Origin of the sequence: Bacterioplanoides sp. SCSIO 12839, from assembly GCF_024397975.1 — a bacterium.
Classification (GTDB): domain Bacteria; phylum Pseudomonadota; class Gammaproteobacteria; order Pseudomonadales; family Oceanobacteraceae; genus Bacterioplanoides.
Genome location: NZ_CP073745.1, coordinates 648,406 through 673,633 on the forward strand (window position 1 = coordinate 648,406; position 25,228 = coordinate 673,633).

21 protein-coding genes are annotated in these 25,228 nt (G+C 47.2%); 11 read left to right on the forward strand and 10 right to left on the reverse strand.

Annotated elements, in window-relative coordinates:
- Positions 1 to 20: 20 nt before the first annotated feature.
- From truB to pnp, 3 genes are all read left to right on the forward strand, one after another.
- Positions 21 to 977, forward strand: a complete 957-nt coding sequence (gene truB / locus KFF03_RS03090) for a tRNA pseudouridine(55) synthase TruB (RefSeq protein WP_255858830.1) — start codon at positions 21 to 23, stop codon at positions 975 to 977.
- A gap of 111 nt (positions 978 to 1,088) precedes the next feature.
- Complete coding sequence (gene rpsO, locus KFF03_RS03095; RefSeq protein ID WP_068653922.1) at positions 1,089 to 1,358, forward strand: 30S ribosomal protein S15; 270 nt, start codon at positions 1,089 to 1,091, stop codon at positions 1,356 to 1,358.
- 372 nt (positions 1,359 to 1,730) lie between these two features.
- Entirely contained in the window at positions 1,731 to 3,833 is a 2,103-nt protein-coding gene (gene pnp, locus KFF03_RS03100; RefSeq protein ID WP_255858833.1) for a polyribonucleotide nucleotidyltransferase, read from the forward strand.
- Positions 3,834 to 4,343: 510 nt separating this feature from the next.
- Here pnp and KFF03_RS03105 read toward each other — a convergent pair.
- From KFF03_RS03105 to KFF03_RS03135, 7 genes are all read right to left on the reverse strand, one after another.
- Positions 4,344 to 4,643: a hypothetical protein gene (locus KFF03_RS03105; protein ID WP_255858834.1), complete on the reverse strand. Its 300-nt coding sequence runs from the start codon at positions 4,641 to 4,643 to the stop codon at positions 4,344 to 4,346.
- Positions 4,644 to 4,723: 80 nt separating this feature from the next.
- Positions 4,724 to 5,407 carry a phosphatase PAP2 family protein gene (locus KFF03_RS03110; protein ID WP_255858835.1) on the reverse strand — a complete coding sequence of 228 codons (684 nt, stop codon included), beginning with the start codon at positions 5,405 to 5,407 and terminating at the stop codon, positions 4,724 to 4,726.
- A gap of 65 nt (positions 5,408 to 5,472) precedes the next feature.
- Positions 5,473 to 6,378: an alpha/beta fold hydrolase gene (locus tag KFF03_RS03115; RefSeq protein ID WP_255858837.1), complete on the reverse strand. Its 906-nt coding sequence runs from the start codon at positions 6,376 to 6,378 to the stop codon at positions 5,473 to 5,475.
- A gap of 14 nt (positions 6,379 to 6,392) precedes the next feature.
- A complete protein-coding gene (locus KFF03_RS03120; RefSeq protein WP_255858838.1) occupies positions 6,393 to 6,857 on the reverse strand; it encodes a YbaN family protein in 465 nt (154 codons plus the stop codon).
- The gene (locus tag KFF03_RS03125) at positions 6,854 to 9,181 is read right to left on the reverse strand and encodes a CCXG family PEP-CTERM protein (RefSeq protein ID WP_255858839.1); all 2,328 of its coding nucleotides are present in this window, start codon (positions 9,179 to 9,181) and stop codon (positions 6,854 to 6,856) included. The genes KFF03_RS03120 and KFF03_RS03125 overlap by 4 nt, the downstream gene beginning before the upstream one ends.
- Before the next feature lie 112 nt (positions 9,182 to 9,293).
- Positions 9,294 to 10,274 carry a GlxA family transcriptional regulator gene (locus KFF03_RS03130; RefSeq protein ID WP_255858841.1) on the reverse strand — a complete coding sequence of 327 codons (981 nt, stop codon included), beginning with the start codon at positions 10,272 to 10,274 and terminating at the stop codon, positions 9,294 to 9,296.
- A 233-nt stretch (positions 10,275 to 10,507) separates the two neighbouring features.
- Positions 10,508 to 10,702, reverse strand: coding sequence for a (2Fe-2S)-binding protein (locus KFF03_RS03135; RefSeq protein ID WP_255858843.1), 195 nt, complete (start codon positions 10,700 to 10,702; stop codon positions 10,508 to 10,510).
- 285 nt (positions 10,703 to 10,987) lie between these two features.
- Between KFF03_RS03135 and prfB the strand changes: the two genes are divergently transcribed.
- A protein-coding gene (gene prfB / locus KFF03_RS03140) for a peptide chain release factor 2 (RefSeq protein ID WP_255858844.1) occupies positions 10,988 to 12,083 on the forward strand; the annotation gives its coding sequence in 2 pieces (ribosomal slippage) (positions 10,988 to 11,059 and positions 11,061 to 12,083; 1,095 coding nt in all).
- A gap of 249 nt (positions 12,084 to 12,332) precedes the next feature.
- Complete coding sequence (lysS, locus tag KFF03_RS03145; RefSeq protein WP_255858846.1) at positions 12,333 to 13,874, forward strand: lysine--tRNA ligase; 1,542 nt, start codon at positions 12,333 to 12,335, stop codon at positions 13,872 to 13,874.
- A gap of 42 nt (positions 13,875 to 13,916) precedes the next feature.
- Here lysS and KFF03_RS03150 read toward each other — a convergent pair whose 3' ends face one another.
- On the reverse strand, positions 13,917 to 14,408 hold the full coding sequence (locus KFF03_RS03150) for a hypothetical protein (protein ID WP_255858848.1): 492 nt from the start codon (positions 14,406 to 14,408) through the stop codon (positions 13,917 to 13,919).
- A 175-nt stretch (positions 14,409 to 14,583) separates the two neighbouring features.
- Here KFF03_RS03150 and ung point away from each other — a divergent pair, with 175 nt between their 5' ends.
- Entirely contained in the window at positions 14,584 to 15,261 is a 678-nt protein-coding gene (ung, locus tag KFF03_RS03155) for a uracil-DNA glycosylase (RefSeq protein ID WP_255858849.1), read from the forward strand.
- Between the two features lie 303 nt (positions 15,262 to 15,564).
- Here the strand turns inward: ung and KFF03_RS03160 are convergent, their stop codons facing one another.
- Positions 15,565 to 17,475, reverse strand: a complete 1,911-nt coding sequence (locus tag KFF03_RS03160) for a class I SAM-dependent methyltransferase (protein ID WP_255858850.1) — start codon at positions 17,473 to 17,475, stop codon at positions 15,565 to 15,567.
- 279 nt (positions 17,476 to 17,754) lie between these two features.
- On the opposite strand from KFF03_RS03160, the gene fliS reads away from it, so the two are divergent.
- From fliS to KFF03_RS03180, 4 genes are all read left to right on the forward strand, one after another.
- On the forward strand, positions 17,755 to 18,225 hold the full coding sequence (fliS, locus tag KFF03_RS03165) for a flagellar export chaperone FliS (RefSeq protein ID WP_255858851.1): 471 nt from the start codon (positions 17,755 to 17,757) through the stop codon (positions 18,223 to 18,225).
- A gap of 313 nt (positions 18,226 to 18,538) precedes the next feature.
- Positions 18,539 to 19,999 (forward strand): sigma-54 dependent transcriptional regulator, encoded by a 1,461-nt coding sequence (locus KFF03_RS03170; RefSeq protein ID WP_255858852.1) that lies wholly within the window; start codon positions 18,539 to 18,541, stop codon positions 19,997 to 19,999.
- A 227-nt stretch (positions 20,000 to 20,226) separates the two neighbouring features.
- Complete coding sequence (locus KFF03_RS03175) at positions 20,227 to 21,471, forward strand: PAS domain-containing sensor histidine kinase (protein WP_255858853.1); 1,245 nt, start codon at positions 20,227 to 20,229, stop codon at positions 21,469 to 21,471.
- 51 nt (positions 21,472 to 21,522) lie between these two features.
- A complete protein-coding gene (locus KFF03_RS03180; protein WP_255858854.1) occupies positions 21,523 to 22,890 on the forward strand; it encodes a sigma-54 dependent transcriptional regulator in 1,368 nt (455 codons plus the stop codon).
- 79 nt (positions 22,891 to 22,969) lie between these two features.
- Here the strand turns inward: KFF03_RS03180 and KFF03_RS03185 are convergent, their stop codons facing one another.
- On the reverse strand, positions 22,970 to 24,577 hold the full coding sequence (locus KFF03_RS03185) for a GMC family oxidoreductase (protein WP_255858855.1): 1,608 nt from the start codon (positions 24,575 to 24,577) through the stop codon (positions 22,970 to 22,972).
- Between the two features lie 258 nt (positions 24,578 to 24,835).
- Here KFF03_RS03185 and fliE point away from each other — a divergent pair, with 258 nt between their 5' ends.
- A complete protein-coding gene (fliE, locus tag KFF03_RS03190) occupies positions 24,836 to 25,228 on the forward strand; it encodes a flagellar hook-basal body complex protein FliE (RefSeq protein ID WP_255858856.1) in 393 nt (130 codons plus the stop codon).

Below are 25,228 nucleotides of genomic sequence, written 5' to 3' on the forward strand. Positions count from 1 at the left end.
GCTAGCAGGTCATAAGTAGCGTGGGACGTAAGAAAAAAGGCCGCCCAGTCAGCGGCATTCTGGTGTTGAACAAACCGCTGGGGTTAAGTTCAAATCAGGTTTTGCAAAAAGTGAAGTGGTTGTTCCAGGCGCAAAAAGCCGGTCATACCGGAGCGTTAGATCCACAAGCCAGTGGTGTTCTGCCGATTTGCCTGGGTGAAGCAACCAAGTTTTCTCAGTTATTACTGGACTCCGATAAGGGTTATGACACCACGGCCAAGCTGGGCGAAATTCGTTCGACTGGTGATGCTGAAGGCGAAGTGATCAAAACCGCGGATGTGCCTGAGTTATCAGGCGCGCAGGTCGAAGCGGTGCTGAAAAACTTTCGTGGTGATGTGGTTCAGGTGCCACCGATGTTTTCCGCATTGAAGCTTGATGGTAAACCTTTATACGAACTGGCCCGTAACGGTATGACGGCGGAAGAAGCTCAGGCCATTGCTGAGAAAAAACGCCGTACCATTCAGATTCATGAGTTGACGTTGAACGATCAACGCTCTGATGAGCTTGATCTGTCGGTACGTTGCTCGAAAGGCACCTATATTCGTACTCTGGTGGAAGACATCGGTAATGAGATTGGCTCGGGTGCTTATGTCTCTATGCTGCATCGTACTCATTCCGGGCCGTATCACTCTGGCCAGATGATCACGCTGGAGGAGCTGGAAACCCTGGCAGAAGAGGGCGGAACCGAGGAGTTAGATAAATTATTGCTGCCGCCTGAAACCGCTTTACCGGATAGTTGGCCGGTTATTGAGCTGAGTCGTGTCGAAGCCGAAAAGATCCTGCAAGGGCAGGCTGTCAGTACTGGCTTAACCGAAGCACCTTCTGTACAATTATGGGCCGCTGAATCCGGGCGAAAGCAGTTGATCGGTATTGGCCGCATTGAACGAGGTGGTATTCGACCACAGCGTTTGTTGCAGGTAAGCCTGTTAGCTGACTGATTTGAGGCACTCAAAAGGTGTCGACGGATACGCCACATAAGTGGCAGCATCCCACTGTTAATGTGCACGGTGGTGATGTCTTTAAATGCACATTCATTGGAGTATATACAGATGGCATTATCTGCTGAAAAGAAAGCTGAGATTGTAAACGAGTACAAAACTGCTGAAGGCGACACTGGTTCTCCTGAAGTACAAGTTGCTCTGCTGACCTTCAACATCAACGATCTGCAAGGTCACTTCAAAGCACACGCTAAAGATCACCACTCTCGTCGTGGTCTGATCCGTATGGTTAACCAGCGTCGTAAGCTGCTGGACTACCTGAAGCGTAAAGATGCAAACCGTTACTTAGAGCTGATCAAGCGTCTGGGTCTGCGTCGCTAAGATCTCGCTTTACAACAAAAGCCCTCCGGGGCTTTTGTTGTTTTAGCTAGTGTTGTTTTATTGAATGATTCAATGCTGAAACATTGAGATATTGGCAGCCGGGGCGCTACAAGTTCGTCCCTGAAGGCTAATAAATCACATCCTTGTGATTTACCCCTTTGCCAATAGCATCAATATTTCTCACGATGGATTAATTTCAGTTTCAAGAAAAACTGTGGTGCCAACCCCATTTGATCATTTTGGCGATCAGTGGTGGTGCTTCTAACCATTCACCTTTCCGCTTTGTTCCAAAGAACGAAGTACCGAAGGGTTAATGCTTAGAAGCACCGGCAGTCGGAACTGGTGAATATTTTTTATTAAAGGAAATTTTGAATGAGCACTAAACCAGTTGCTTTAACCAAAACCTTCGAATTCGGCGGCGAAACCGTCACGTTAGAAACCGGCCGTATCGCTCGTCAGGCTGACGGCGCTGTACTGGCTACTATCGGTAAAACTCAGGTGCTGGCTACTGTTGTAGCGGCTAAAAGCACTAAGCCGGGTCAGGACTTCTTCCCGCTGTCTGTTCACTATCAGGAAAAAATGTACGCCGCTGGCCGTATCCCTGGTGGTTACCTGAAGCGTGAAGGTCGTCCTTCTGAAAAAGAAACTCTGACTTCTCGTCTGATCGACCGTCCGATTCGTCCGCTGTTCCCGAACGGCTTCATGAACGAAGTTCAGGTTATCCAGACTGTTGTTGCAGCAGAAAAAGACGTTGATCCGGACATCTGTGCCATGATCGCAACGTCTGCGGCATTGAGCATTTCTGGTATTCCGTTTAACGGTCCTATCGGTGCAGCACGTGTTGCTTTCACTGATGACAACGGCTACACCCTGAACCCAACTTACAGCCAGCTGGAAGATTCTCTGCTGGACATGGTTGTAGCAGGTACCAAAGACGCAGTTCTGATGGTTGAATCTGAAGCTGACGAACTGACCGAAGACGAAATGTTGGGTGCGGTACTGTTCGCACACAAAGGTTTCCAGTCTGCGATCACAGCGATCAGCGAATGGGCTGAAGAGCTGAAAGTTGAACAGTGGGATTGGCAGGCTGAAGCGCGTGACGAAGAGCTGTACAACGCCGTTAAAGCAGAAGCGGCTGCTGGCATCAGCGAAGCGTACACCATCTCTGATAAGCTGGCTCGTTACGGTCGTATCGACGAAGTTAAAGCCGCAGCCGTTGAAAAACTGGCCGCAGCAGAAGGCGAAGAAGGCTACAGCGCCGACGATATCGCCGGCATGGTTGGCGAACTGAAGTACGAAGTGGTACGTCAGCGTGTTATCGACGGTCAGCCTCGTATCGACGGTCGTGACAACGAAACCGTACGTCCTCTGACCATTGAAACCGGTTGTCTGAATACCGCTCATGGTTCTGCAATCTTCACCCGTGGTGAAACTCAGGCGATCGTTGCAACGACTCTGGGTAGCGCACGTGACGCACAGATGGTTGATTTCCTGCACGGTATGACCACTGATCCATTCCTGTTCCACTACAACTTCCCTCCATACTCTGTTGGTGAAGCTGGCCGTATGGGCGGTGTTGGCCGTCGTGAAATTGGTCACGGTCGTCTGGCTCGTCGTGGTGTTCAGGCGATGATGCCGGATCAGGAAGAGTTCCCATACACCATCCGTGTGGTATCTGAGATCACAGAATCGAATGGTTCTTCTTCTATGGCTTCCGTATGTGGCGCGTCTCTGTCTCTGATGGATGCGGGTGTTCCACTGAAAGCGCCAGTGGCTGGTATCGCTATGGGTCTGGTTAAAGAAGGCGAGAAATTCGCGGTTCTGACCGACATCCTGGGCGACGAAGATCACCTGGGCGACATGGACTTTAAAGTAGCCGGTACTGACGAAGGTATCACTGCACTGCAGATGGATATCAAGATCGAAGGTATCACCGAAGAGATCATGGAAATCGCTCTGACTCAGGCTAAAAAAGCTCGTTTCACTATCCTTGAACAAATGAACGCGGTTATCTCTGAGCCACGTACTGAGCTGTCTGAAAACGCGCCAACCATGACCAGCATGAAGATCGATTCTGACAAGATTCGTGACGTAATCGGTAAAGGTGGTGCAACCATCCGTGATATCACCGAGAAGACGGGTGCTTCTGTTGATATCGACGACAACGGCAACATCAAGATCTTCGCAGCTGATAAAGCCGGTGCTGATGCAGCACAGAAGATGATCGAAGAGATCACTGCTGAAATCGAAGTAGGTGTTACTTACGAAGGTAAAGTCAGCAAGATCGTAGACTTCGGTGCTTTCATCACCGTACTGCCAGGCAAAGATGGCCTGCTGCACATCTCTCAGATCAGCGAAGAGCGTGTTGAAAACGTAGCTGACCACCTGACTGAAGGCCAGATGGTTAAAGTTCACGTGATGGACGTTGATCCGAAAGGTCGTGTTAAGCTGACTATGAAAGGCGTTGAACAGTAAAAAACTACCTGCGTTGCCACTGCAGCGTTAAAAACAGACTCAATATGCTCACTGGCTATGCCAGAACGAACTTTAGTTCGGCCCGAAGGGTGAGCAACGCGAATATTTATTAGTTATAAACTGCGCTATTTCGTCTGTTTTTGCCTTGCATTGTCGGCCTCGCTAACGTTTTTTAGTCAAAGCTTTAGAAGAAAAAACGCCGCTGTTGTTAACAACAGCGGCGTTTTTTTATGCATGATATCGAGCCAATGTTCTTTATTGGGACGATTGTACTTCGCACTGGCGTTGTTTGTCTGATTTGTCCGAGTTAGTCTTTTGTCTAACAACAATAAAAAATATTCACCACTATGCTTCGATTTATTCTGACGTTATTTTGTATTTCAGTGGCTGCTTTGATTTATTGCGTCCGTTTTTCTGTGCCGGATGTGGTCATTACGGAAGTAGTAATAACGGAAGTGGAAATCTCGTCAGGTACCGACACCAGGGAGGTCATGCAGGTTGCGGCTGAGGTCAAACCTCAATATTAATAAAACGACCCAAACGTTGCTCGCCATCTAACTGCTGGGTATTCAGAAATTGCTGAGATTCGGTCGTTTGTCCTTGTCGCTGCTGGCGCTCATCAGCTAATTGCTGTGCCTGAAACTCAGCGTCTGATACATCGGCCGGGACCACTTCAATCGCGCTCACCTGACGAACAACTTCTGTCTTGTCGTTTTGCGTATTAACTGGACGCGCATCATTGCGCAGCTCGCGAACCGGGTCGCCACGCTGTGGATTAAGTAAGCTGTTTGAAAACGACTGAATATTCATGGCATTACAGAAGCAATGTGAGGTCTGAAAACTATAGCAGTTTTAGCCGCATTTTCATGCAGCAACTTCGTGCAATCTCATTACTCTGATTGTGGTTGTACGCGGCTGTGGCCTAATAACCAATACCCCATGATCCGGCAGGTGAAATACACCACAAATCCGGCAAACAAAGTATCACTGAGGAAATGGCCACCTTGAATAATACGGCTGGCACTGCTGATAATGCCTACGCCAATACCAACCCAAAACCATTTTCTGGATCGAAATACCCACCCCAGCGCCATAAAAAAGAATCCCATGGCGGCATGGCCACTAACAAAGGATTTACAGCGTTTGGCACAGCTGTCAGACACCACAAACGCCGGAGTAAAGCCACTGCTGCCATTAAACTCCTGTACCTGGCGTGGGCGAGGGCGTTCAAATCCTTCTTTGAAAATACCATGCACAATCAGCCCTGGCCCCATCAGTAATACTAACAAGAGAAACAGCCAGGGTTTACGGTGTTGTTTGCTGATGCCGTTACGCCAGAAGCTCAGACCAATAATGATAAACATCAGGGGAAGCAGGAAGTGTGGCATATAGCGGAACAAAGCATAGATGGATGCGTTAATCGGATGATCTTTGAACGTCCAGCTCTGCGAAGCATGATCGTAAAAATAGTCGCTGACGGTAAGATCAATTTGTGGCCAGAGGACAAAAACAGCGGCCAGAATAATCAGGCTCAGCCAATCAGCGTGACGTTTAAGCAATGGAAGCGCATTCATAAAATATTGGTGCCGCATTTCAGCGTTGAGGAAAGTGGGCAGCTTACCGTGGTGCTGCCCCTGAGTCATCTGCTAATGGATGTTGAGGCGTTCAGGATAACTTGACACACCTGCTGTGGATCTTCCAGTTGTGGATAATGGCCCAGCTGAGGCAGTTCAAAGATATCCTGTTCCTGCACAAGCTCACGAAAGCGCTCTACCATATGGCTGCCAGAAATTGGATCCAGAGAGCCGTTAATCAATGCCAGTTGCGCCTGTGTATTCTGTAACGCGGTGACCCAGCGTTTTCGATTCTGGCGGCGCTCGGTGATATAGCGAATCAGCTTAGGCATCACTTTTTGGCCATGGTTATGGCTGAGTAATTGCCACAAGGTATCGAGCTCTTGCTGAGCAAGCGGTTTGGCACAAATCCGTTCAAAGGATCGAGCGAACGCTTTAGGGTTAATCACATGGGGTAAAAGAAATCCCAGAGGAGATAACATCAGTTTCTGAATCGGCAGTGCCCGGTGTGTTTCCGGAAAAAGACCTCCATTGAGTAAAAAAGCCTGTTGAATCTGTTGTGATTCAAGATCCCGGGCCAATAACTCCTGAGCCACCGTATCACCGTAGTCGTGAGCCAGAATACTGTATGCGCCAATATTCAGATGCTGAAGCAGGGCTTGTTGTAAGTCGGCCTGAAAAAAGATGCTGTAGTTTGCTTTGGGGCTTTTAGACGATAAACCAAAGCCCAGCATATCAACAGCAATAAGGCGGTACTGTTCACTCAGTGATTGCCACATCGGAGACCAGTCCCAGGACGCACTTGGGAAACCATGAATCAGCAATAACGCAGGTTTTTCAGATGCATCACCGTCATTCGGTTCACTACTGTCATCAGAGTCGCGAGAGTCCCAGTAACAAAATGCTTCGTCCTGAAAGTGAAACGCCTGGGACAGATCTTTCCATTGTTCCAGTTGGATTGCTTTCATCATGATTTTTATCGTTGTTATTTTGGATTATTTTTTTGGAGAGTTTGCTTTGGGGGCAGCTCCAACGTTGGTAAACGCAGGATATAAATACTCACACCTATGCCAACCAACGGCAGAATAATTTGTACCGTTAAACGAGGCACAAAAATAAAGGCGGTAGAAATCAGCGAAAACCACATCAGCAATAAGGTATACACTTTGGCTTTTTTAGGGATGCCTTTGCCATCCAGATAATACAGTAAATATTTTCCCAGCTTCGGATGTGAAATCAGCCAGTGATAAAAACGTGGGGAGGTACGTAAGAAACAGGCAGCGGCTAATAATAAAAAGGGGGTAGTGGGCAGTACCGGTAGAAAAATACCAATCACGCCCAGCGCAACGCTCAGCCAGCCTGCTGCAAATACCAAAGCGCGTAGCAGCGGCTGATTAATATTCTTTGATGTTGGTGTTTCAGGATGGTGTTCTGGTTTTTGTTCACTCACTGTAAACGAACCTGATACTGATAGCTGAATTCAGGCTCCAGCGTATCGAACTTCGCCTTAAATGTCCCATTAAACTGCATCCGGATGCGTCTCACCGTGGTGGTATAGCCATTGGCTGGTGTGATGCTTGTCCCCGATGCATCCATATAGGTGACGGTAACATTACCCATATTCAGGCCACTGGATTGATTGCCGGAACCATCGATAAACTGCAGCGATCCGACCAGGAACTCACTGTCCGTATTAATCGTTTGTTCGAGAATTGTCGTATTTTGGTCAGTATTGATGTTCCCCAGGTTTTTAGCGGTGACGGTGTACTGAACCTCAGCGCCCGGGATAGCCTTAAAGTTAGCACTGTTTATCGGATCACTGATAACACTTGAAGTTGATTCCAACTGTATATTCTGTTGTACCGTACAATTTACAAATTGGCTGGCAGGAATAATGCTGTAAGTTGTATCCCCTGGTTTCTGCCAATAAGCACGGTAGCCGTCTCCCCCTGAATTTTCCTGATGTAAATAACGGAAGCGGTAATAACCACGGGCAAAGCCCCTATCGATTATGCTGGCTGCAGCGCTGGTATTTGGATTATTTATCGCGCTGTGGGCACCATACCAGGCCGCAACCTGTGGCGTGCTGGTCGATTCGAATAGCGACAATTCAACCGCATCATCACCATCCACGGCAAAGCGGTAATCACCGTCCCGATCAAGATAGATATAACCTTCAAATATCGTTAAATATTTGTCGCCACTGCCAAACGGATTGTTATTTGATCCGTTTGCTGATGAAACATTAGGACGAACGGTATAGCCGAATAAAGCGCTTCCGTTTTCATAGGGCGTTACAAAGGATGATTGAAAATCCGAGGATGAGGTCGCAAAGTTTTTACTGCCCGTTGTATTAAAGAATCCAGCCACTAAACCGGGTTTTGCACTACAGCCGGAAGGTAGGTTCGCCGGAAATAATAAACTGCGGATGGGTAAACTGATATTTCTAATATTATTTGCCGTCGCGTCGTACTGCTGACCTTTAATTTCTGCTGTGATGGATGCAGGATTGGGAGACGATGATCTTGGCTCCACCTGTAGTGAGAGTTCCGGAAAGCTGTTTCCAGAGCTGATAGCCGTTGAGTAAGTACAATTGATTGTTCCTATAGAGCCACTGCAGCTCCAGCCATTGCCATTGTAGCTGTCCAGGCTCAGGCTACTGGCCAGGGTAATGTCCATCCTAGTATTGGGTAAGCTCGGATCTGCACCATTATTACGGCTGCGAATAATAACCTCCCGTGGGCTGCCCTGAACCCATAAATCCGGCGCTTGGCTGTTGGTATTAGCAGAACCAAAGCCTATTACTTCCAGATCCGCCTCGCATACTTCGTGAGCACCAAAGGTAATTGTGGTCTGAATCGGACAGGCAGCTGAGCGAATATCAATATTACTGGTGGTAAAGGTTTGCCAGTTGCCACCAGGCTTTTTGAATTGCACAGTAATGCCGCCATCACAGCAACCTTCCCAGCCAATGACTTCCAGTTTGTGATAACCCGCAGTTAAGTTCACCGAGCCTATTAAGATATCATCAGGAAATCCGGGATTCAGTGGCGGACCCGTTCTTCGCCAGTCACGTGCCCACCATAAATCTTCGCCCCACTGTTCTTCTAAGGGGGAGTTGTTAATCAATAGGGCACCACCGCCGCCAAAGTCTGCACCATAGCGAAACTCCCAATTTCCAGACTCTCCGGGTTTTACTTCAAAAAAACTTTCGGAGCGGGCCATAAAGTTACGACCGGAGCTGGAGAACTCACTCTGGTTTGAAATCTCGGTGAAGTTTTCGATGAATTTACAACCATAACCACTGCTGTCGGCAGCAGAATCAAAATTAGTTACAGCCTGAGAGTAATTTGCCGGAGCCGGTGTTCTGCGTGTATGAAAACGAATGCCTGGGTAAGTAAATACCGGCGGAACCTGAGTGATAGGGGAGGCATTTTGATTGCCATAATAAAAATAGATATTACGGCTTCCTGCACTTAATGATGGAAAGCGTACCCAGACACTGGCAGTGCGTGTTGCCTGGTTCCAATTATCAATCCAGAATTTAAGTTCGGTGTTGTCGTCGGCATCGAGTACCCGCAAATCCTCGCCTGCATTACTCCAGTTGTAACCCGGGTGAAGATTCGCCCCCTGAATATCGACCAAAACCTGGTAGTCGGTCGGAGTGGCATTAGAGTTGTTAATGGTGACTTCGGTTCGGAATGGCCAGTGGCAATCCCAATAAGAAAAGGCCGATGGGCTCAAGATAATTAACAACAATAACAACCAGCGCATAACAGCTTTCCAGACAGGTTTACAACAGCGGTGTTAGTTTACCTAATTCACTTCAGCTGGCCTATTATGAGCATCATCAAAAAGCTCTCAGGCGGATGATTTTCATCAGATTTTACAAACGTTTGGCAAAGCGCCGGCGATATTCGGTAGGGGTCAGGCCGGTTTTTTTACGGAACAGGCGACGAAAAGAGCTGGCATCTTCGTAGCCTACATCATTCATTACGACATCAACGGTACGTTCGGTTTCTTCCAATAGTTTCTGTGCGGCTTCGATACGCAGGCTTTGCACATAGGTATTGGGTGGCATATCTAAGGCGGCATTAAAGCGGCGAATCAAGGTGCGTTTAGAAATGCTGAAACGTTCGGCCAGATCTTCGACGGTAAATTGTTGTGAATAATGTTGTTCCAGCCAGGTCTGAGCTTCGCGTACCAGGTCGTCTTTGTGAGGCTTCGCCAGACGCATCAGAGAATACGACAGCTGGGTATCACGGCGATAATCGATCACAAACGCTTTGGCCGTTTGAATCGCAGCTTCGAAACCCATATGACGCTCGATAATATGTAATCCGAGATCGAACCATGCCAGGCCACCACCGGCACAATAAATATTGTCGCTGCGGGTAATCAGCTGATCGGCTTTTAATTCAATTTGCGGATAACGTTGTTGAAACTGCTCTTTAAAACCCCAGTGCGTGGTGGCTGTTTTGTGATTCAGGATACCGGATTCAGCCAATAAAAAGTTACCGGTGCAGTTACCGGCAATGGTCCAGCCTTGTTGCTGGGCATGTTGTAATAAGTCCAGCAGTTCTGGGTTATGTGTGATGACATCTTCAACCGGGCCACCAATCGTGGGAATGATCACAGCATCAACATCGTGAATCTCATCAAAGCTCAGGTGCGCTCCCAGTTGCAGGCCGTTAATACATTGAATCGGGCTGCCATCTCTGCTGGCGATTTTCACATTAAAGGCTTTTTCAGGTTGCTGACCCTGAATCAGATTCCAGGTAACGCCCGCCAAACCAAACAGGTCTGTGACACCGGTGATTGCAGACGCAAGTGCTTTATCAAATCCGATAACAACAATATTCAGCATTGGGTTTACCTGTTTGTCCGTTTGGTTGCGGAAGTGTGTCACGAATAACGTGGTTGGTGGCTATAATGCCCGGTTGTGGTTGGCGAAACAAGCAGCATTGGTGTTGTTTGTGACAAAACTGGTCAAAGTCCGCGGCACTGAATTATTTTAGAGGTGTACTCGGGCGCATCATTGATAAACGGCAGGTATAAAAAAACCAGCTCTTGGCTGGTTTTAGTTCTATCTGTACGGTGTTAGCTGGCTTCTGCGAACTCACACACCGGCATCTTATTGGTGTGCTCGCGAATCATTTGTTTTGCACTCTGGCCGCAACAGCCACAATCGGTACCAACGCCCATTTTCTGACGAATCTGTGCATAGCTGTCACCTTGTTCAACAGCTTGTTGCAGCTGCTGTTGTGTGATGCCTTTACATAAACAAACGTACATTGGGGGTCTCAACCTTGATGAAAATCTGAATGAGAATGACTATGGGTTGAACTTTAAGTGGAATGCGAAGAATTTGCAACAAGTTTGTATTCGCATTTGTAATTGTATTCGTAAAAGACAGTTTAGATACGTCAATTGTGCTAGGGCTGTGGGGTGTCGCATCCTGATCCTGCCTCAGGTAAAATGCCGCCTCTTTTGACCGCTGCTTCTTTAAGGTGCTTTGACATCGGGGAATTAGGCTGCCAGCGGTGACGATCCATCGACAGACAACATCAGGATAACGCAGTGGAAATCAACCCAATCGTCGAACAGATTAAAGACCTGCAAGCGCGTACAGACGTGCTTAGGGGGTATCTTTGACTACGCTACCAAAACCGAGCGTTTAGAAGAGGTAGAACAGGAACTGGCACAACCAGACGTTTGGGATGATCCAGACCGTGCTCAGGAACTGGGTAAAGAACGTTCTTCACTGGAAGCGGTAGTAAAAACCATCGATAACCTGAACACGGGTCTGGCAGATAGCCGTGACTTGCTGGATATGGCGGTGGAAGAAGACGATGAAGGTACAGTTGATGACGTTCGTGAAGAACTGAACGGTTTACAGGCTCAGTTAGAGACGCTGGAATTCCGCCGTATGTTCTCTGGTGAGCTGGATGAAAACAACTGCTATGTGGAAATTCAGTCGGGCTCCGGTGGTACCGAAGCGCAAGACTGGGCCAATATGATGTTGCGCATGTACCTGCGCTGGATCGAAGCTCACGGTTTTAAAGGTGAGCTGATGGAAGTGTCCGAAGGGGAAGTTGCCGGTATTAAAGGCGCAACCATTCGGGTCGAAGGTGAGTATGCCTATGGTTGGTTGCGTACTGAAACCGGTGTTCACCGTTTGGTGCGTAAATCACCATTCGATTCCGGTAACCGTCGTCACACGTCTTTCTCTTCTGTGTTTGTTTCGCCGGAAGTGGATGACAACATCGATATTGAAATTAATCCGGCGGATTTACGGATCGACGTATATCGTGCTTCCGGTGCGGGTGGTCAGCACGTTAACCGGACGGAATCTGCGGTACGTATTACTCACTTACCAACCAATATTGTAACTCAGTGTCAGAATGATCGTTCTCAGCACAAGAACAAAGATCAGGCCATGAAGCAGTTAAAAGCTAAGTTGTATGAGCACGAGCTGCAGAAACGTAATGCCGAGTCTAAAGCATTAGAAGACTCGAAAGCGGATATTGGTTGGGGCAGTCAGATCCGTTCGTATGTATTGGATGATGCTCGTATTAAGGATTTACGGACTGGTGTAGAGAACCGTAATACCCAGGCGGTATTGGACGGTGATTTGGATGCCTTTATTGAAGCAAGCTTAAAGCAAGGCCTTTAATTACAGGGTCTTTAATTAAAGCCAGAACACTGCGACAAACTTAGCTAATTAAACAATAAGTACTTCAGAAGTTTTTTCAAAGCAGCAACAGGACGTTGCGTGCCCATCGCAGGCACAGGGATGTGCCTTACGATGGGTGCGAGTGAAAAAATCTTGTGAAGTGCTTGTGCAGTCTTCAATTAAAAATGAAATAAATCATTACCTGAAGGCTTAAAAGAATTCGGCACAGAACAGAATTTGGAATTAAATATGACAGATCAAAACACTCCTGCTCCTGAAGTTCAAAACGCAGAAGAAAATAAGTTAATTGCCGAGCGTCGTCAGAAGCTTGAGCAAATGCGTGACGGTTGTAACGCTAATGGTCATCGCAACGATTTTAAACGTGAAAACCTGGCGGGTGATTTAAAAGCTGAACACGGTGAAAAATCGAAAGAAGAATTAGCCGAAGCGGGCATTAAAGTTTCTGTTGCTGGCCGTGTGATGGGCAAGCGTGGCCCGTTCGTCGGTTTCCAGGACAGCACCTCGCGTTTGCAGGTTTACATGGGTAAACAACTGCAGAAAGAAAGCGATGCCTGGCAGAAGCTGGATATCGGCGACATTATTGGTGCATCCGGTACGCTGCAATTATCCGGTAAAGGTGAGCTGTACGTTGAAGTCGACAGCGTTGAAGGTTTCACCATTCTGACCAAATCCCTGCGTCCACTGCCGGATAAATTCCACGGCTTAGCCGACCAGGAAATGAAATACCGTCAGCGTTACGTGGATCTGATCATTAACGAAGATACCCGTAACACCTTTATGATCCGCTCCAAGATCATTGAAACCATGCGTTTTTATCTGTCTCAGCGTGGTTATATTGAAGCGGAAACCCCTATGCTGCAAACCATCCCGGGTGGTGCAACGGCAAAACCATTTGAAACACACCATAATGCGCTGGGCATTGATATGTTCCTGCGTATTGCGCCAGAGCTGTATCTGAAGCGTCTGGTTGTGGGTGGTTTCGATAAAGTGTTCGAAATTAACCGTAACTTCCGTAACGAAGGTCTGAGCACGCGTCATAACCCAGAATTCACCATGATTGAATTCTATCAGGCGTATGCAACTTACCACGACCTGATGGATCTGACCGAAGATATGCTGCGTACCATCGCAGAAACGGTTCTGGGCAACACCATCATTCAATACGGTGAATCTGAGTACGACTTTGCTCAGCCATTCCAGCGTATGTCCATGGTTGAAGCGGTGATGAAGTACAACCCGGAATTCGATGTTAACGTCTTTAATAATCCGGAAGAAAACTTCGAGCAGTTAAAAGCGTACGCCAAGCAAGTGGGTGTGCCGGATTCTCCTAAGCAGGCAGCCTGGGGGCCGGGTAAATACATTTGCGAAATCTTCGAAGAAACCGCCGAAGAAAAACTGGATCAGCCAACTTTCATTACCGAGTACCCATGGGAAGTATCGCCACTGGCGCGTCGTAACGATGACAACCCATTTGTGACTGACCGTTTTGAATTCTTCGTGGGTGGCCGTGAATTGGCAAACGGCTTCTCGGAATTAAATGACGCTGAAGATCAAGCAGCACGCTTCCGTAAGCAAGTGGAAGAAAAAGACGCGGGCGACGACGAAGCCATGCACTTCGACGACGACTATATTCGTGCACTGGAGTACGGTATGCCGCCAACAGCGGGGCAGGGTATTGGTATCGACCGTCTGGTGATGTTGTTCACCAACAGCCACACCATTAAAGATGTGATTCTGTTCCCGCATATGAAGCCGCAGGGCGATGCTTAATTACCTGGACTGGTTTTAAGAGAAGGCAGCGAAAGCTGCCTTTTAACATGCTGTCAAATATTCTATCAATGAGTTTGTTAGCAGTGTAAAGGTTATAGTAAATGTTAGGATATAAATTGCTTGAAAAAGAATGTATATCTCTGGCCCTTTGCTTGGTGGAGAGTGAAGGTATTTGGGGGTCAGAGCTGTTCCCCATTTTTCATCATAATCTTGCTGGCTTAAAAGATTATTTTTTGATTTATGAGTTCCAAGTATTTTTTCATATTTAATAACTCTATCTAAAGACTCCAAAAACCTATTCTTTAATATCGAATTTAATAATATTCCTGTGATAGATACGGCAATTAATATTAATGCTATATGTTCTGTGCTGAGATTTCTGCTGTCTCTGAAAAAAACAACAGTGCTGATGGACATTATTGATACTAAAATAGAGTTTGCCTTAATGATAAGGTCTTCATTGTGTCTCAACCATAGCTGAGCTTGTGTGTAAAGATTGAGTACTAGGTCGTCATTGGGGGATGTCTTGGTCACAGAACTTCCTTATAGATTTCGGCAGTTTACTTTACATGTAGGTTAGCATTGTTTTGAGTAATTTATTATTTATTCTATTTTTTAATGCCTCTTCAATCTACAATTGAAAGTCAACTCTATGTTGAAATCTGTTATGGTTCGTGTCTGAACGACTACTTCAAGGTATAACACCGCAATGGGCAAACCAGGCGAACTTCACCCTTCCTGGCAGCAGGTATTGGGCCACGAGCTACAGCAACCGTACATGCAGAACCTGCGTGAGTTTCTGCGTGTTGAGAAACAAGCGGGCAAAGAAATCTACCCTCCCGGCCCGTTAATCTTTAATGCTTTTAACCATACGCCGTTCGATCAGGTGCGGGTGGTGATTATTGGTCAAGACCCTTATCACGGCCCAGGTCAGGCGATGGGCTTAAGCTTCTCTGTGCCAGATGGTGTGAAGGTGCCGCCGTCGTTGGTGAATATCTACAAAGAGTTAAACGCTGATCTGGGCATTCAGATGTCGGGTACGGGTGACTTAACACCTTGGGCCGATCAGGGTGTTTTACTACTGAATGCAACATTAACGGTTGAAGCAACCAAGGCCGGTTCTCACCAAAAGAAAGGCTGGGAAGAATTTACCGATGCTGCGATCAAAACATTAAACGAGCAGCACAATGGGTTAGTGTTTGTGTTGTGGGGCAGTTATGCGCAGAAGAAAGGGGCGGTGATTGATCAGAGTAAGCATTTGGTGCTGAAGTCTGTGCATCCGTCACCGTTGTCTGCTCATCGTGGTTTTTTTGGCCAGCGTCAGTTTTCGACCATTAATCAGTATTTAATGAATCAGGGGCAAGCTCCGATTAATTGGCAACTATAATTTAAGTCATTAAATTCTTTATATCGAAATGAGCGTTTAACAAAAACGGCTATGCTTCAGCCGCCGCGCCGAAGAGCCATCCATGGCTCTGCCGCGCTACCGCAACATCCTGTTGCTGCTATGAAACATAGCTGTTCTTGTTAATTTATTCTCGTTCCCACGCTCCGCTTGGTAATGAAGTTGTTAAAACTAAAACGCCTTACGCACATAAAACTGATACATCCCAGCAAATAAGTCTGTTTTTTCTTTTTCCAGTTTACCCCATTCACTTAATGTCAGTTGATGCCCCGGTTTATTAAATAACTATTGTGCCAGCTTTTCTGATTCACCTTGCGGAATCATGCCAATAAATTCCAGGCCTTCGTTGTTAATCAGCTGTTGTAACTCTTCACAATCGTATGTGTGTTCTTGCTGGTGGAATAATAAATCACGGCAAGCACTCAAGCTGTAAAAGTCTGGCGAGCTGATCACAGTGTTCCATTCGTTACCTAACGAGCCATTTAATAACGCTTCACGGACCAGGCGCATATCATGGGCCGTTTCCGGTAGGTGATCCGCAAGCTGTTCACGCAACTCTTCAATACAGCGGCGTGCTGCACGGCTATATAAGGCAATTTTTAATAAGCCACCCGGTTTTAGTTGTTTATTAACGGCTGCTAAACCCGCTGCTGGGTTTTCCATATGATGCAATACGCCGGAACATTCAATGACATCAAATTGTTGCCCCAGGCGTTCACTGAGCAATAAGTCACCCTGTAAAAATTCAATATTATTGATTTGATATTGTTGCGCTTTACTGCTGGCATACGCCAGTGCTTGTTCGCTTAAATCAACCGCCGTGACCTGCATGTTATAAAAATAACGAGCCAGCCTGAGCGCATGTCGGCCAGTGCCGCAGCCTGCCACCAATACCTGTGTTGGCGACGGTAAGGATAATGTTTTAAATTTTTCCGGGAAGATCTGAGTCAGCGCCTGACAATAGTCGGAGGGCTGGCTATAACCAATATCGACCCAGCGAGGGTAAGGATTCAGATCATATTGTTGTGCAACTTTAGCCGATACGACGTTATTGCTATTACCAAAACGCGTCAGCTGTTGGCGATGTTGTTCCTGAGTATTAACGGCAACCATCGCTTGTTCAATTAATGGGCCTAAGGTAATGGGCCAGGCCAGTGCTTCATGATTCAACTGATGTGCAAATGAGCACTGTTGTAGTGGCTGATACATTAAAACCAGTAATAAAACCGGGTATAAATCGTGATTGCTCAAATCCGGCATGATGATCATGCGTGACAATAACGTTTCAAGCTGACGGAGCAACTTTTGTTCTTGTTCCGTTTGATACCAAACCGACTCATTCAAATAGGTTTGCCAGGCCAGTGCACTGGCGAGTGGAATAAGCTGGCTTTCAATCGATAATTTAGCGCTGCTGGAAATAAAAATACTTTGTCGTAGGGTGATTAATAGCTTCTCCAGTAATGGGTCACAGAAATAGAACTTTTCTAGTGCGGTGAGCAACAATGGATCTGTAGCCAGATTTTCCAGCTCCAATGGGCAGCCCGTTTCAGACAAATGCAGTTTATGTTTTAACAGACTGGTGGTGAGAGAACGTAATTGTGAATGATCAACATCGGTGAATTCAAAGTAGCGCAATAAATCCTGTTCCAGTTCGTCGGAATAAAAATCGGCACTCAGTTGTTCGGCAGCCGAAAACAATCCAGCTTTTACTTGCTGATCATCAGCCTGGGTTTTGATTAATTCACGATAATACTGAAAAGCTAACAGGTAATCTTTTTTCAGCAGCGCAATATGAGCCAGGTAATTGGCTGATTTTGTAGCAACCCGGGAAATGCGATACGCAGCGGCAAAATACTCTTCGGCTTTATCCAGGTCGTGTTCAGCCAGTGCGGTCAGGCCGCCACTGTAGAGCAGAGTAACGCTGTCAGGCTTTTTGCTCAGTCCAAGTCCAATCCATTCCCAGGCTTTATTCAGCTTATCTTGTTGTAGTGCAATGCGGGCGAGTAGGTTGATGCCAGGCAGGTATTCCGGCTTTTGCTGCCAGGCAAGCTCTGCCAGTTGGGTCGCATCGTCCAGCAACAGATGATTGCCTTGTTCACTGGCATCCCGATAGAAGCGATTGGCCAGGTCATAAAGATGCTGGTGTTTACCCGCATCGTGCTGAATGTTCTGTAGGTTGAGCTGTGCTGTTGCCATGGTTTTGCTCCGCGCTTCTCCAGCATGCTATTTTGCTGTGATAGTGAATACGGCATTAAGCAGGCCTTGTGCCAATTTATAAGTCATTGAAAATAAAAGATTTTTTATTTCTTTAGGGTGTGGGTAAAGGCTGCATGAGGAATGCGCTTGCCGCTTTTGCCGCTGCCGGGAATAATGCTGTAAGGGGGCTAAATCCGGTTTAGTGAAGAAATCTGTTAAAGGTTTGCAACATCGTGCCGTCATAAAGAAAGCGAGCCGACACATTCAGGAGACATGCTCATGTACAATTCAGGTATTAAGTCAGGTGCTAAGCAGTATCAGCAGGTTAATGGTACCTCTGAGGTTCTGGATGCTGACCCTCATCGCCTTATTCAGCTATTGATGGAAGCTGCACTGACACGCATGTCTCAGGCAAAAGGGGCGATTGAACGTAACGAGATGGATACCAAAGCCAACTTGTTAGGGCGTGTGATGGAAATTATTCAGACACTGCAAGATAGCCTGGATCATTCTAATGGTGGTGATATTTCTGCTAACTTTGAACGACTGTACGACTACATGAATCGTCGTTTGCTGGAAGCCAGCAGCCTGAATGACCTGGATATGATTGATGAAGTGATGGGATTATTGCTGGAAGTTAAAAGTGGTTGGGATGGTATTCGTCAGGAATATCTTGATTCAACCCATGGTCGCAGTCCGGTCTCTGCTGCGGATCAGGAAAGTCGTTTAACCAGTCAGGTTACTGCCTGATCATTTCTCGGAATTCCAGCCTGGTTATCAGAACTGCTACTCAGAACTGCTATGAGTAGCTGGGATTCTGGAAATTCTCTTTTCATTTGTTCGGCGTTAACATTTCGCGGTTAACGCCTTGTCATCCGACGACAGATTCAGCTATAAAGTGCGTCGTTTTTAAAATTAAAAAGACAAAAAATAATAACGTCAGAAGTTTGACTTATGGGTGGTTTGGTACTTAACTGCTTTAGGCTCAGTCAAACAACTGACGCAAAGATGCTTGTATTTTTATGACCTCCGGGTCGGAATTGGGAAGGAAAGGCTGGTCGCCATGTGGAGAGAAATTAAGGTTCTGCTGATCGATGATGATGAGCAGAGACGTCATGACCTGAAGGTGATTCTGGACTTCTTAGGGGAAGAAGCCATTGTTGCTGGTCCTGATGAATGGCGACGAGTAGTAGAGAGCCAGATTGAAGACAGCACTGAAATCAGTGCAGTGCTGCTAGGGGATAGTCATTCCATTCCTTCGGCCGATATTATCGAAGCGTTATTAACCTGGGATAAAGGTGTACCTATCTTATCGATAGGCAATGCAGTGCAACCGGAGATGTTGCCGGAAGGTATTCGTCGCGCTTTGTTAGCCGCTGTTGAGATGCCTCCGAGTTACAACAAACTGCTGGATAGTTTGCATCGTTGTCAGGTCTATCGTGAGCAATATACCCACAACCGCAGTCGTGGTGAGCGTCGCGAAGTACAGCTGTTCCGTAGCCTGGTGGGCACCAGTCGCCAGATTCAGAACGTACGCGAGCTGATCATGCAGGTTGCCGATAAAGACGTCAGCGTGATGATTCAGGGTGAATCCGGTACTGGTAAAGAGGTGGTTGCCCGTAACCTGCATTACCATTCCCATCGTCGAAATAAACCTTTTGTTCCGGTTAACTGCGGCGCCATTCCCGCTGAACTGCTTGAAAGTGAGTTGTTTGGTCATGAGAAAGGTGCGTTTACCGGAGCGATCAACAGCCGTCCGGGCCGTTTTGAAATGGCTGAAGGTGGTACGCTGTTCCTGGATGAAATTGGTGATATGCCATTAAACATGCAGGTGAAAATTCTGCGTGTATTACAAGAGCATACTTTTGAACGCGTTGGCAGCAACAAAACGTTGAATGCCAATGTCCGGATTATTGCGGCAACGCATAAAAATCTGGAAAAGATGATCGAAGAAGGCACCTTCCGCGAAGATTTGTATTACCGCCTGAATGTTTTCCCGATTGATATGCCGTCTCTGCGTGAGCGGGTGGAAGATTTACCACTGTTGCTGAATGAGCTGGTGTCACGTCTGGAAAACGAGAAGCGTGGTTCGATTCGTTTTAACTCCGCCGCCATTATGTCACTGTGCCGTCACGACTGGCATGGCAACGTTCGTGAGCTGGCTAATCTGGTTGAGCGCCTGGCCATTCTGCATCCTTACGGTGTGGTGGGGGTCAACGAGCTGCCGAAGAAATTCCGTCATGTGGATGATACAGACGAAAACTTCTCTGTGCCGGTGGTTGCGGATGTCACTCAGAATGAAGCAGGCCTGGCCGGTATTGATTCACCAGCATTACTCCCGGTAAATGGTCTGGATCTGCGCGAATATTTGTCGGACCTCGAATGTTCTTTGATTCAACAGGCGCTGGATGACGCCAATGGTGTGGTGGCACGTGCGGCTGAAAAACTGAATATCCGCCGTACCACGCTGGTGGAGAAGATGCGGAAGTACAATATTTCCAGAAAGGACAAAGAAAGCGTGTAAGCTGATCGTCTCGTAAAATGACTAAAAAAGCCGGTTTTTTGCCGGCTTTTTTCGTTTTTCGCGACTGAAAAATAACTTAATGATCATTGGTATCATTATTTTGACGTAAAAAATAAAAAATAGAGTAAAAAATACGGCACGCTAATTGCTCAACCCTGTTACAGATTATTTAGGCGTCGGATACCCGACAATCCGTAAGGACCTGATGTGGAGAACAAGGGGTGAGTATGGCCAATGCTGCATTACGCCAGGACAGTGACATTTTTATTCCTGCTGAATCGTTGGCGGCAGGTAATGATACCCAGCTGGGTCGCGCTGAATTAAAGCAGGCGTTTACCTTGTTCAATCAAATGTCACAACAACTGTCTGACTCCTATAGTTTTCTGGAAGACAAGGTTGAACAGCTCAGTGGTGAACTTGCCAGTGTCTCGGCACAACGGATGCAGGAGCTGGCAGAAAAAGAACAGCTGGCCGACCGCCTGGAAAGTCTTTTACAGATGATGCCTGCGGGTGTTCTGGTACTCGATGAAAATGGTTTTGTTAGCCAGGCCAACCCCACGGCAGATGATTTATTATTAAAAGCCAGTGGCGCGCCTTCGTTGATTGGACAGCGCTGGGTGCAATTAATTCATCGCTGCTTCAAACCACAAAACGACGACGGCCATGAAATTTCATTAGTGGATGGCCGTAAAGTCAATTTGCGTACCGCTGCCATGGCGAATAATTATGGTCAGTTAATTCTCTTAACCGACATGACCGAAACCCGCGCATTGCAATCTCAGCTCAGCCAACACGAGCGTTTATCCGCGATGGGAAAAATGGTGGCGTCACTGGCTCATCAGATTCGTACGCCGTTAGCCGCCGCAACCTTATATGCCGGGCATTTAGCCACGGATGATATTCAGCCAGATACCCGAATCCGGTTTGCCGGAAAATTACAGGAACGTTTGCATCATCTGGAAAACCAGGTGCGTGACATGCTGATTTTTGCCCGTGGCGAAGCCCCTCTTAATGATGAAGTCGGTATTTCTGAGTTGGTTGGTGGCCTGCAGGGTGCGATGGAAGTCGCGTTGCAACAATTTCAGGCGCGTTGCGAGATTGATAATCAGGTAGGTGATTTACAACTGGTTTGTAATAAAGATGCGTTGATCAGCAGTCTGATGAATCTGATTAATAACGCACTGGAATCCGGTGAATATCCAATCGAAATTCTTATCCGCCTGTCGGTTGAAAAACAACAATTAAAAATTCAGGTGATGGACAACGGTCCCGGCCTGAGTCCGTCACAAAAACAACACATGATGGAGCCTTTTTACACCACCAAAAGCAATGGCACCGGTCTTGGGCTGGCGGTTGTTCAAGCGGTTGTACGGGCACATCGTGGTGAATTTACCTTGGCTGATAGTGATTTAGGTGGTTTGTCGGCTGAGTTATGTTTGCCGTTAATCCGCAAGCCATCGTTCCAGAGCTAACTGAGCAGTCTGGACTGGATCTGCTGCAGAAATTTTTTTGAGGAGAATAATATGCGTATTTTAGTGGTCGAAGATGATCCGCGTTTGCGTGAAGCCATCGTTGATACCCTGATGCTGAAAGGGCATGAGGTGTTTGAAGCACCCAATGGTATTGAAGGTATGGCGATTGTTCGTTCTCATGCGTTAGATTTGGTGTTATCTGATATTAATATGCCGGGCATGGATGGTCTGGAGTTATTGGATAACGTTAAACAAGCACATCCCTGGTTGCCCATGGTATTGATGACGGCTTATGGCGATGTTGGCCAGGCGGTTAAAGCGATGCAACGTGGCGCCAATGATTACCTGATGAAACCCTTTGAGCTGGCGGAATTAGATGCGCTGTTAAAACCTTTTAATACCCAGGGCGAACTGGCTGATGAATCGGAACCTGTGTGTGAAGCGTTAGCGTCGCAGCAGTTATTTCAGTTAGCGCAACGGGTTGCACAAACCGATTCAACGGTATTAATCAGTGGTGAAAGTGGTACGGGTAAAGAAGTCCTTGCGCGTTATATTCACCAGAATTCGGATCGTAAAAAACAGCCGTTTATTGCCATTAACTGTGCAGCGATTCCGGAGAATATGCTGGAAGCGATGTTGTTTGGTTATGAAAAGGGCGCCTTTACCGGCGCGTATAACGCGATGCCGGGTAAATTCGAGCAGGCCGAAGGTGGTACGTTATTGCTTGATGAAATCACCGAAATGGATCTGGGTCTGCAGGCAAAACTATTGCGTGTTCTACAAGAGCGACAAGTAGAACGTTTAGGTGGTAAAAAAACCATTGATCTGGATGTACGCATTGTTGCTACCACCAACCGCGAGTTAGCTGACTATGTCGCTGAAGGGAAATTCCGCGAAGATTTATATTATCGCCTGAGTGTATTCCCGCTGCAGTGGTTACCGCTGCGTGATCGCCAGGATGATATCTTGCCATTGGCCAAACGCCTGCTGGCGCATCATGCTCAAAAAATGAAACGCCCGGTGCCACAATTGATGGCGGAGGCTGAGCAGAAATTAATGACCCATAGCTGGCCTGGCAACGTGCGTGAGTTGGATAACACCATGCAACGGGCGTTGATTATTCAGGCAGGGCCACAGTTATTTGCCAATGATTTTATTCTGACACCGGTTCCGAAAAACCGTCAGGTTGAGGCCGCTGTACCTGCACCGGTTGCCGAAACAGCAGCGGTGGATGAAGGCGAACTTGGAAACGATTTAAAAAATCGAGAAGTGGAACTGATTGTCCGTGCTTTAAAAGAAGAGCCCAGCCGTAAAGATGCAGCAGACCGTTTGGGGATCAGCCCAAGAACCTTGCGTTATAAAGTGGCAAAGTTACGGGACGAAGGAATTGATGTCGAAAGCATGCTTGCAGCGTGTTAATCGTCCGCTGATTTAAACCATAAAAAACGCCAGCGTGAAAAGGCTGGCGTTTTTTATGGCTGGATATGTATGCTGCGAATTAATCCAGGTTTTCACCCAGCATGATATCCGCTGCTTTATGGGCAATCATTACCGTCGGGGCATTAGTATTGCCGCCAACCAGAGTCGGCATAATGGAAGCATCAACAACCCATAAATTCTCAAGTCCATGAACTTTCAGCTCAGTATCCACAACCGCCATGTCATCATCACCCATTTTACAGGTGCCCACCGGGTGATAAATGGTGTCTGCTTTTTTACGGATAAACTCAACTAATTCTTCATCGGTTTGAACATCACTCCCCGGGAAAATTTCGTCGCCACGACAGTGATCAAATGCGGGTTGAGCCATAATGTTGCGCACATGCTTGATCCCTTTCAGCAGAGTTTCAACATCGGCCGGATCGGATAAATAACGCGGATCAATCGCCGGAGCCTCTGCCGGGTTACGACTCTTTAAGCGTACCGTGCCGCGGCTTTTGGGACGCAGATCACAGATATGGCAAGAGTAAGCCCATTGCAGTGTAAAACGCAGATCCAGTGCATGGTTGTCCAGCGGTGCTGCGGTCATGTGGATTTGTAAATCCGGAATGTCCTGTTGTTCGTCACTTTTGATAAAACCGCCGGATTCCGCTGCATTGGACGTCAGTGGGCCTTCACGATTCAGAGCGTAATTGGCAACGGCTTTCACGCCAGTCGGGATGTAATAGCTTGGGGCAAAGCTTAAGGCATTGCGCTTTGTCGACTTGGTAACCGCAATCACATCCAGGTGATCTTGCAGGTTTTCACCCACGCCGGGCAGTTCAGCTACCTGAGAAATGCCATGGCGATCCAGCTCGGCTTTTGGGCCAACTCCAGACAACAGTAATAACTGTGGAGAGTTAATCGCGCCACCGGATAAAATCACTCGAGTGGCATCAATGCGCTTAGTCTCGCTTTCACCGTTTTGTGTGTACTCAACGCCACTGGCACGTTTACCATCAAACAGCACACGATTAGCCAGTGCGCCTGAGATAACCGTCAGATTGGAGCGATCAAGCACTGGGTGCAATTGCCCACGAGCGGCTGACCAGCGTTCACCATTCTTTTGTGTGACCTGATAAAAACCAACACCTTCTTGTTCTTCGCCATTAAAGTCATTATTCAGCGCAAAACCAGCCTGCTGCCCGGCTTCAACAAAGGTTTCGCTCACCGGGTGGCGATAACGCAGATCGGCAACGTTTAAGCCACCACCAACGCCATGATAATCGTCGGCACCCCGTTCCTGATTTTCACTGCGTTTGAAAATGGGCAGAACGTCGTCATAACTCCAGCCATTGTTGCCCAGTTCAGCCCAGTGATCGTAGTCCCAACGATGGCCGCGGGTATAGATCATGGCATTGATGGACGATGAGCCACCGAAGGTTTTACCTCGCGGACAAAAAATTTCGCGGTTATCCAATTGCTCCTGAGGCTCGGTCCAGTACTGCCAGTTGCGCTTTTTACTGTGCATCATGGCAATAACCCCTACCGGAATTTTTACCATCAGGCTGTTATCAGCCGGGCCTGCTTCCAGCAAGCAGACCTTGTTGTTTGGGTCTTCAGATAAACGTCGTGCCAGGGTAGAGCCTGCGGAGCCGGCACCCACAATCAAATAGTCGTAACTCATGACCTGTATTTCCTTTGATCTTATTTTTTATGCCGTTGTTATAACGCACAGCCCATATTTTGATAAGTATTTTGATAATAAAGCTCTGTAAAACCGTGAAAGTTTCGTGAGGGCAGAGAAAAAAGGTCATGAATCGTGAAGAAGTAACAGGAGTTGGCAAGCAGTTTGCAAAACTCAGTCAAGAGTTAAAAAAATGACGCGCAAACAGAATAACAGCGTCAGTAAATGGTTTTGGATTCGGCTTTCGAGGTAAATGACATGGTAAATAATCGCGTTGATGTGAATGCTGTATTAATGCAAATGCGCCAGGTGAAAGACCAGATTCGCAGTAACCATGAAAACCAGAATGCCGGCCAGGTTGATCAGCTGCGTCCGCAGGCGATCACGAACCCTCAGGGCGCTGAAAAGCCGGTCGGTGATCCGACAGCACCCAACTTTCAGGATATGTTTAAAAACGCCATTGATACCGTTAATGCCAATCAGAAGACCTCGGGTGATTTGCAGAAGCGTTTTGAGCAGGGCGACCCCAGCGTTGACTTGCCGGAAGTGATGATTGCCATGCAAAAATCATCGGTATCGTTTCAGGCAATGACCCAGGTACGTAATAAGCTGGTTGAAGCTTATAAAGACGTGATGAACATGCCGGTGTAA

What these genes read in the sequence shown, in the direction of transcription:
- KFF03_RS03185 (WP_255858855.1), bottom strand. Translation starts at nt 24,577, where the DNA reads ATGAGTTACGACTATTTGATTGTGGGTGCCGGCTCCGCAGGCTCTACC.
- ung (WP_255858849.1), top strand. Translation starts at nt 14,584, where the DNA reads ATGGGCAAACCAGGCGAACTTCACCCTTCCTGGCAGCAGGTATTGGGC.
- KFF03_RS03135 (WP_255858843.1), bottom strand. Translation starts at nt 10,702, where the DNA reads ATGTACGTTTGTTTATGTAAAGGCATCACACAACAGCAGCTGCAACAA.
- pnp (WP_255858833.1), top strand. Translation starts at nt 1,731, where the DNA reads ATGAGCACTAAACCAGTTGCTTTAACCAAAACCTTCGAATTCGGCGGC.
- lysS (WP_255858846.1), top strand. Translation starts at nt 12,333, where the DNA reads ATGACAGATCAAAACACTCCTGCTCCTGAAGTTCAAAACGCAGAAGAA.
- fliE (WP_255858856.1), top strand. Translation starts at nt 24,836, where the DNA reads ATGGTAAATAATCGCGTTGATGTGAATGCTGTATTAATGCAAATGCGC.
- KFF03_RS03130 (WP_255858841.1), bottom strand. Translation starts at nt 10,274, where the DNA reads ATGCTGAATATTGTTGTTATCGGATTTGATAAAGCACTTGCGTCTGCA.
- KFF03_RS03180 (WP_255858854.1), top strand. Translation starts at nt 21,523, where the DNA reads ATGCGTATTTTAGTGGTCGAAGATGATCCGCGTTTGCGTGAAGCCATC.
- KFF03_RS03105 (WP_255858834.1), bottom strand. Translation starts at nt 4,643, where the DNA reads ATGAATATTCAGTCGTTTTCAAACAGCTTACTTAATCCACAGCGTGGC.
- KFF03_RS03170 (WP_255858852.1), top strand. Translation starts at nt 18,539, where the DNA reads ATGTGGAGAGAAATTAAGGTTCTGCTGATCGATGATGATGAGCAGAGA.
- KFF03_RS03175 (WP_255858853.1), top strand. Translation starts at nt 20,227, where the DNA reads ATGGCCAATGCTGCATTACGCCAGGACAGTGACATTTTTATTCCTGCT.
- rpsO (WP_068653922.1), top strand. Translation starts at nt 1,089, where the DNA reads ATGGCATTATCTGCTGAAAAGAAAGCTGAGATTGTAAACGAGTACAAA.
- fliS (WP_255858851.1), top strand. Translation starts at nt 17,755, where the DNA reads ATGTACAATTCAGGTATTAAGTCAGGTGCTAAGCAGTATCAGCAGGTT.
- KFF03_RS03125 (WP_255858839.1), bottom strand. Translation starts at nt 9,181, where the DNA reads ATGCGCTGGTTGTTATTGTTGTTAATTATCTTGAGCCCATCGGCCTTT.
- KFF03_RS03115 (WP_255858837.1), bottom strand. Translation starts at nt 6,378, where the DNA reads ATGATGAAAGCAATCCAACTGGAACAATGGAAAGATCTGTCCCAGGCG.
- KFF03_RS03110 (WP_255858835.1), bottom strand. Translation starts at nt 5,407, where the DNA reads ATGAATGCGCTTCCATTGCTTAAACGTCACGCTGATTGGCTGAGCCTG.
- KFF03_RS03160 (WP_255858850.1), bottom strand. Translation starts at nt 17,475, where the DNA reads ATGGCAACAGCACAGCTCAACCTACAGAACATTCAGCACGATGCGGGT.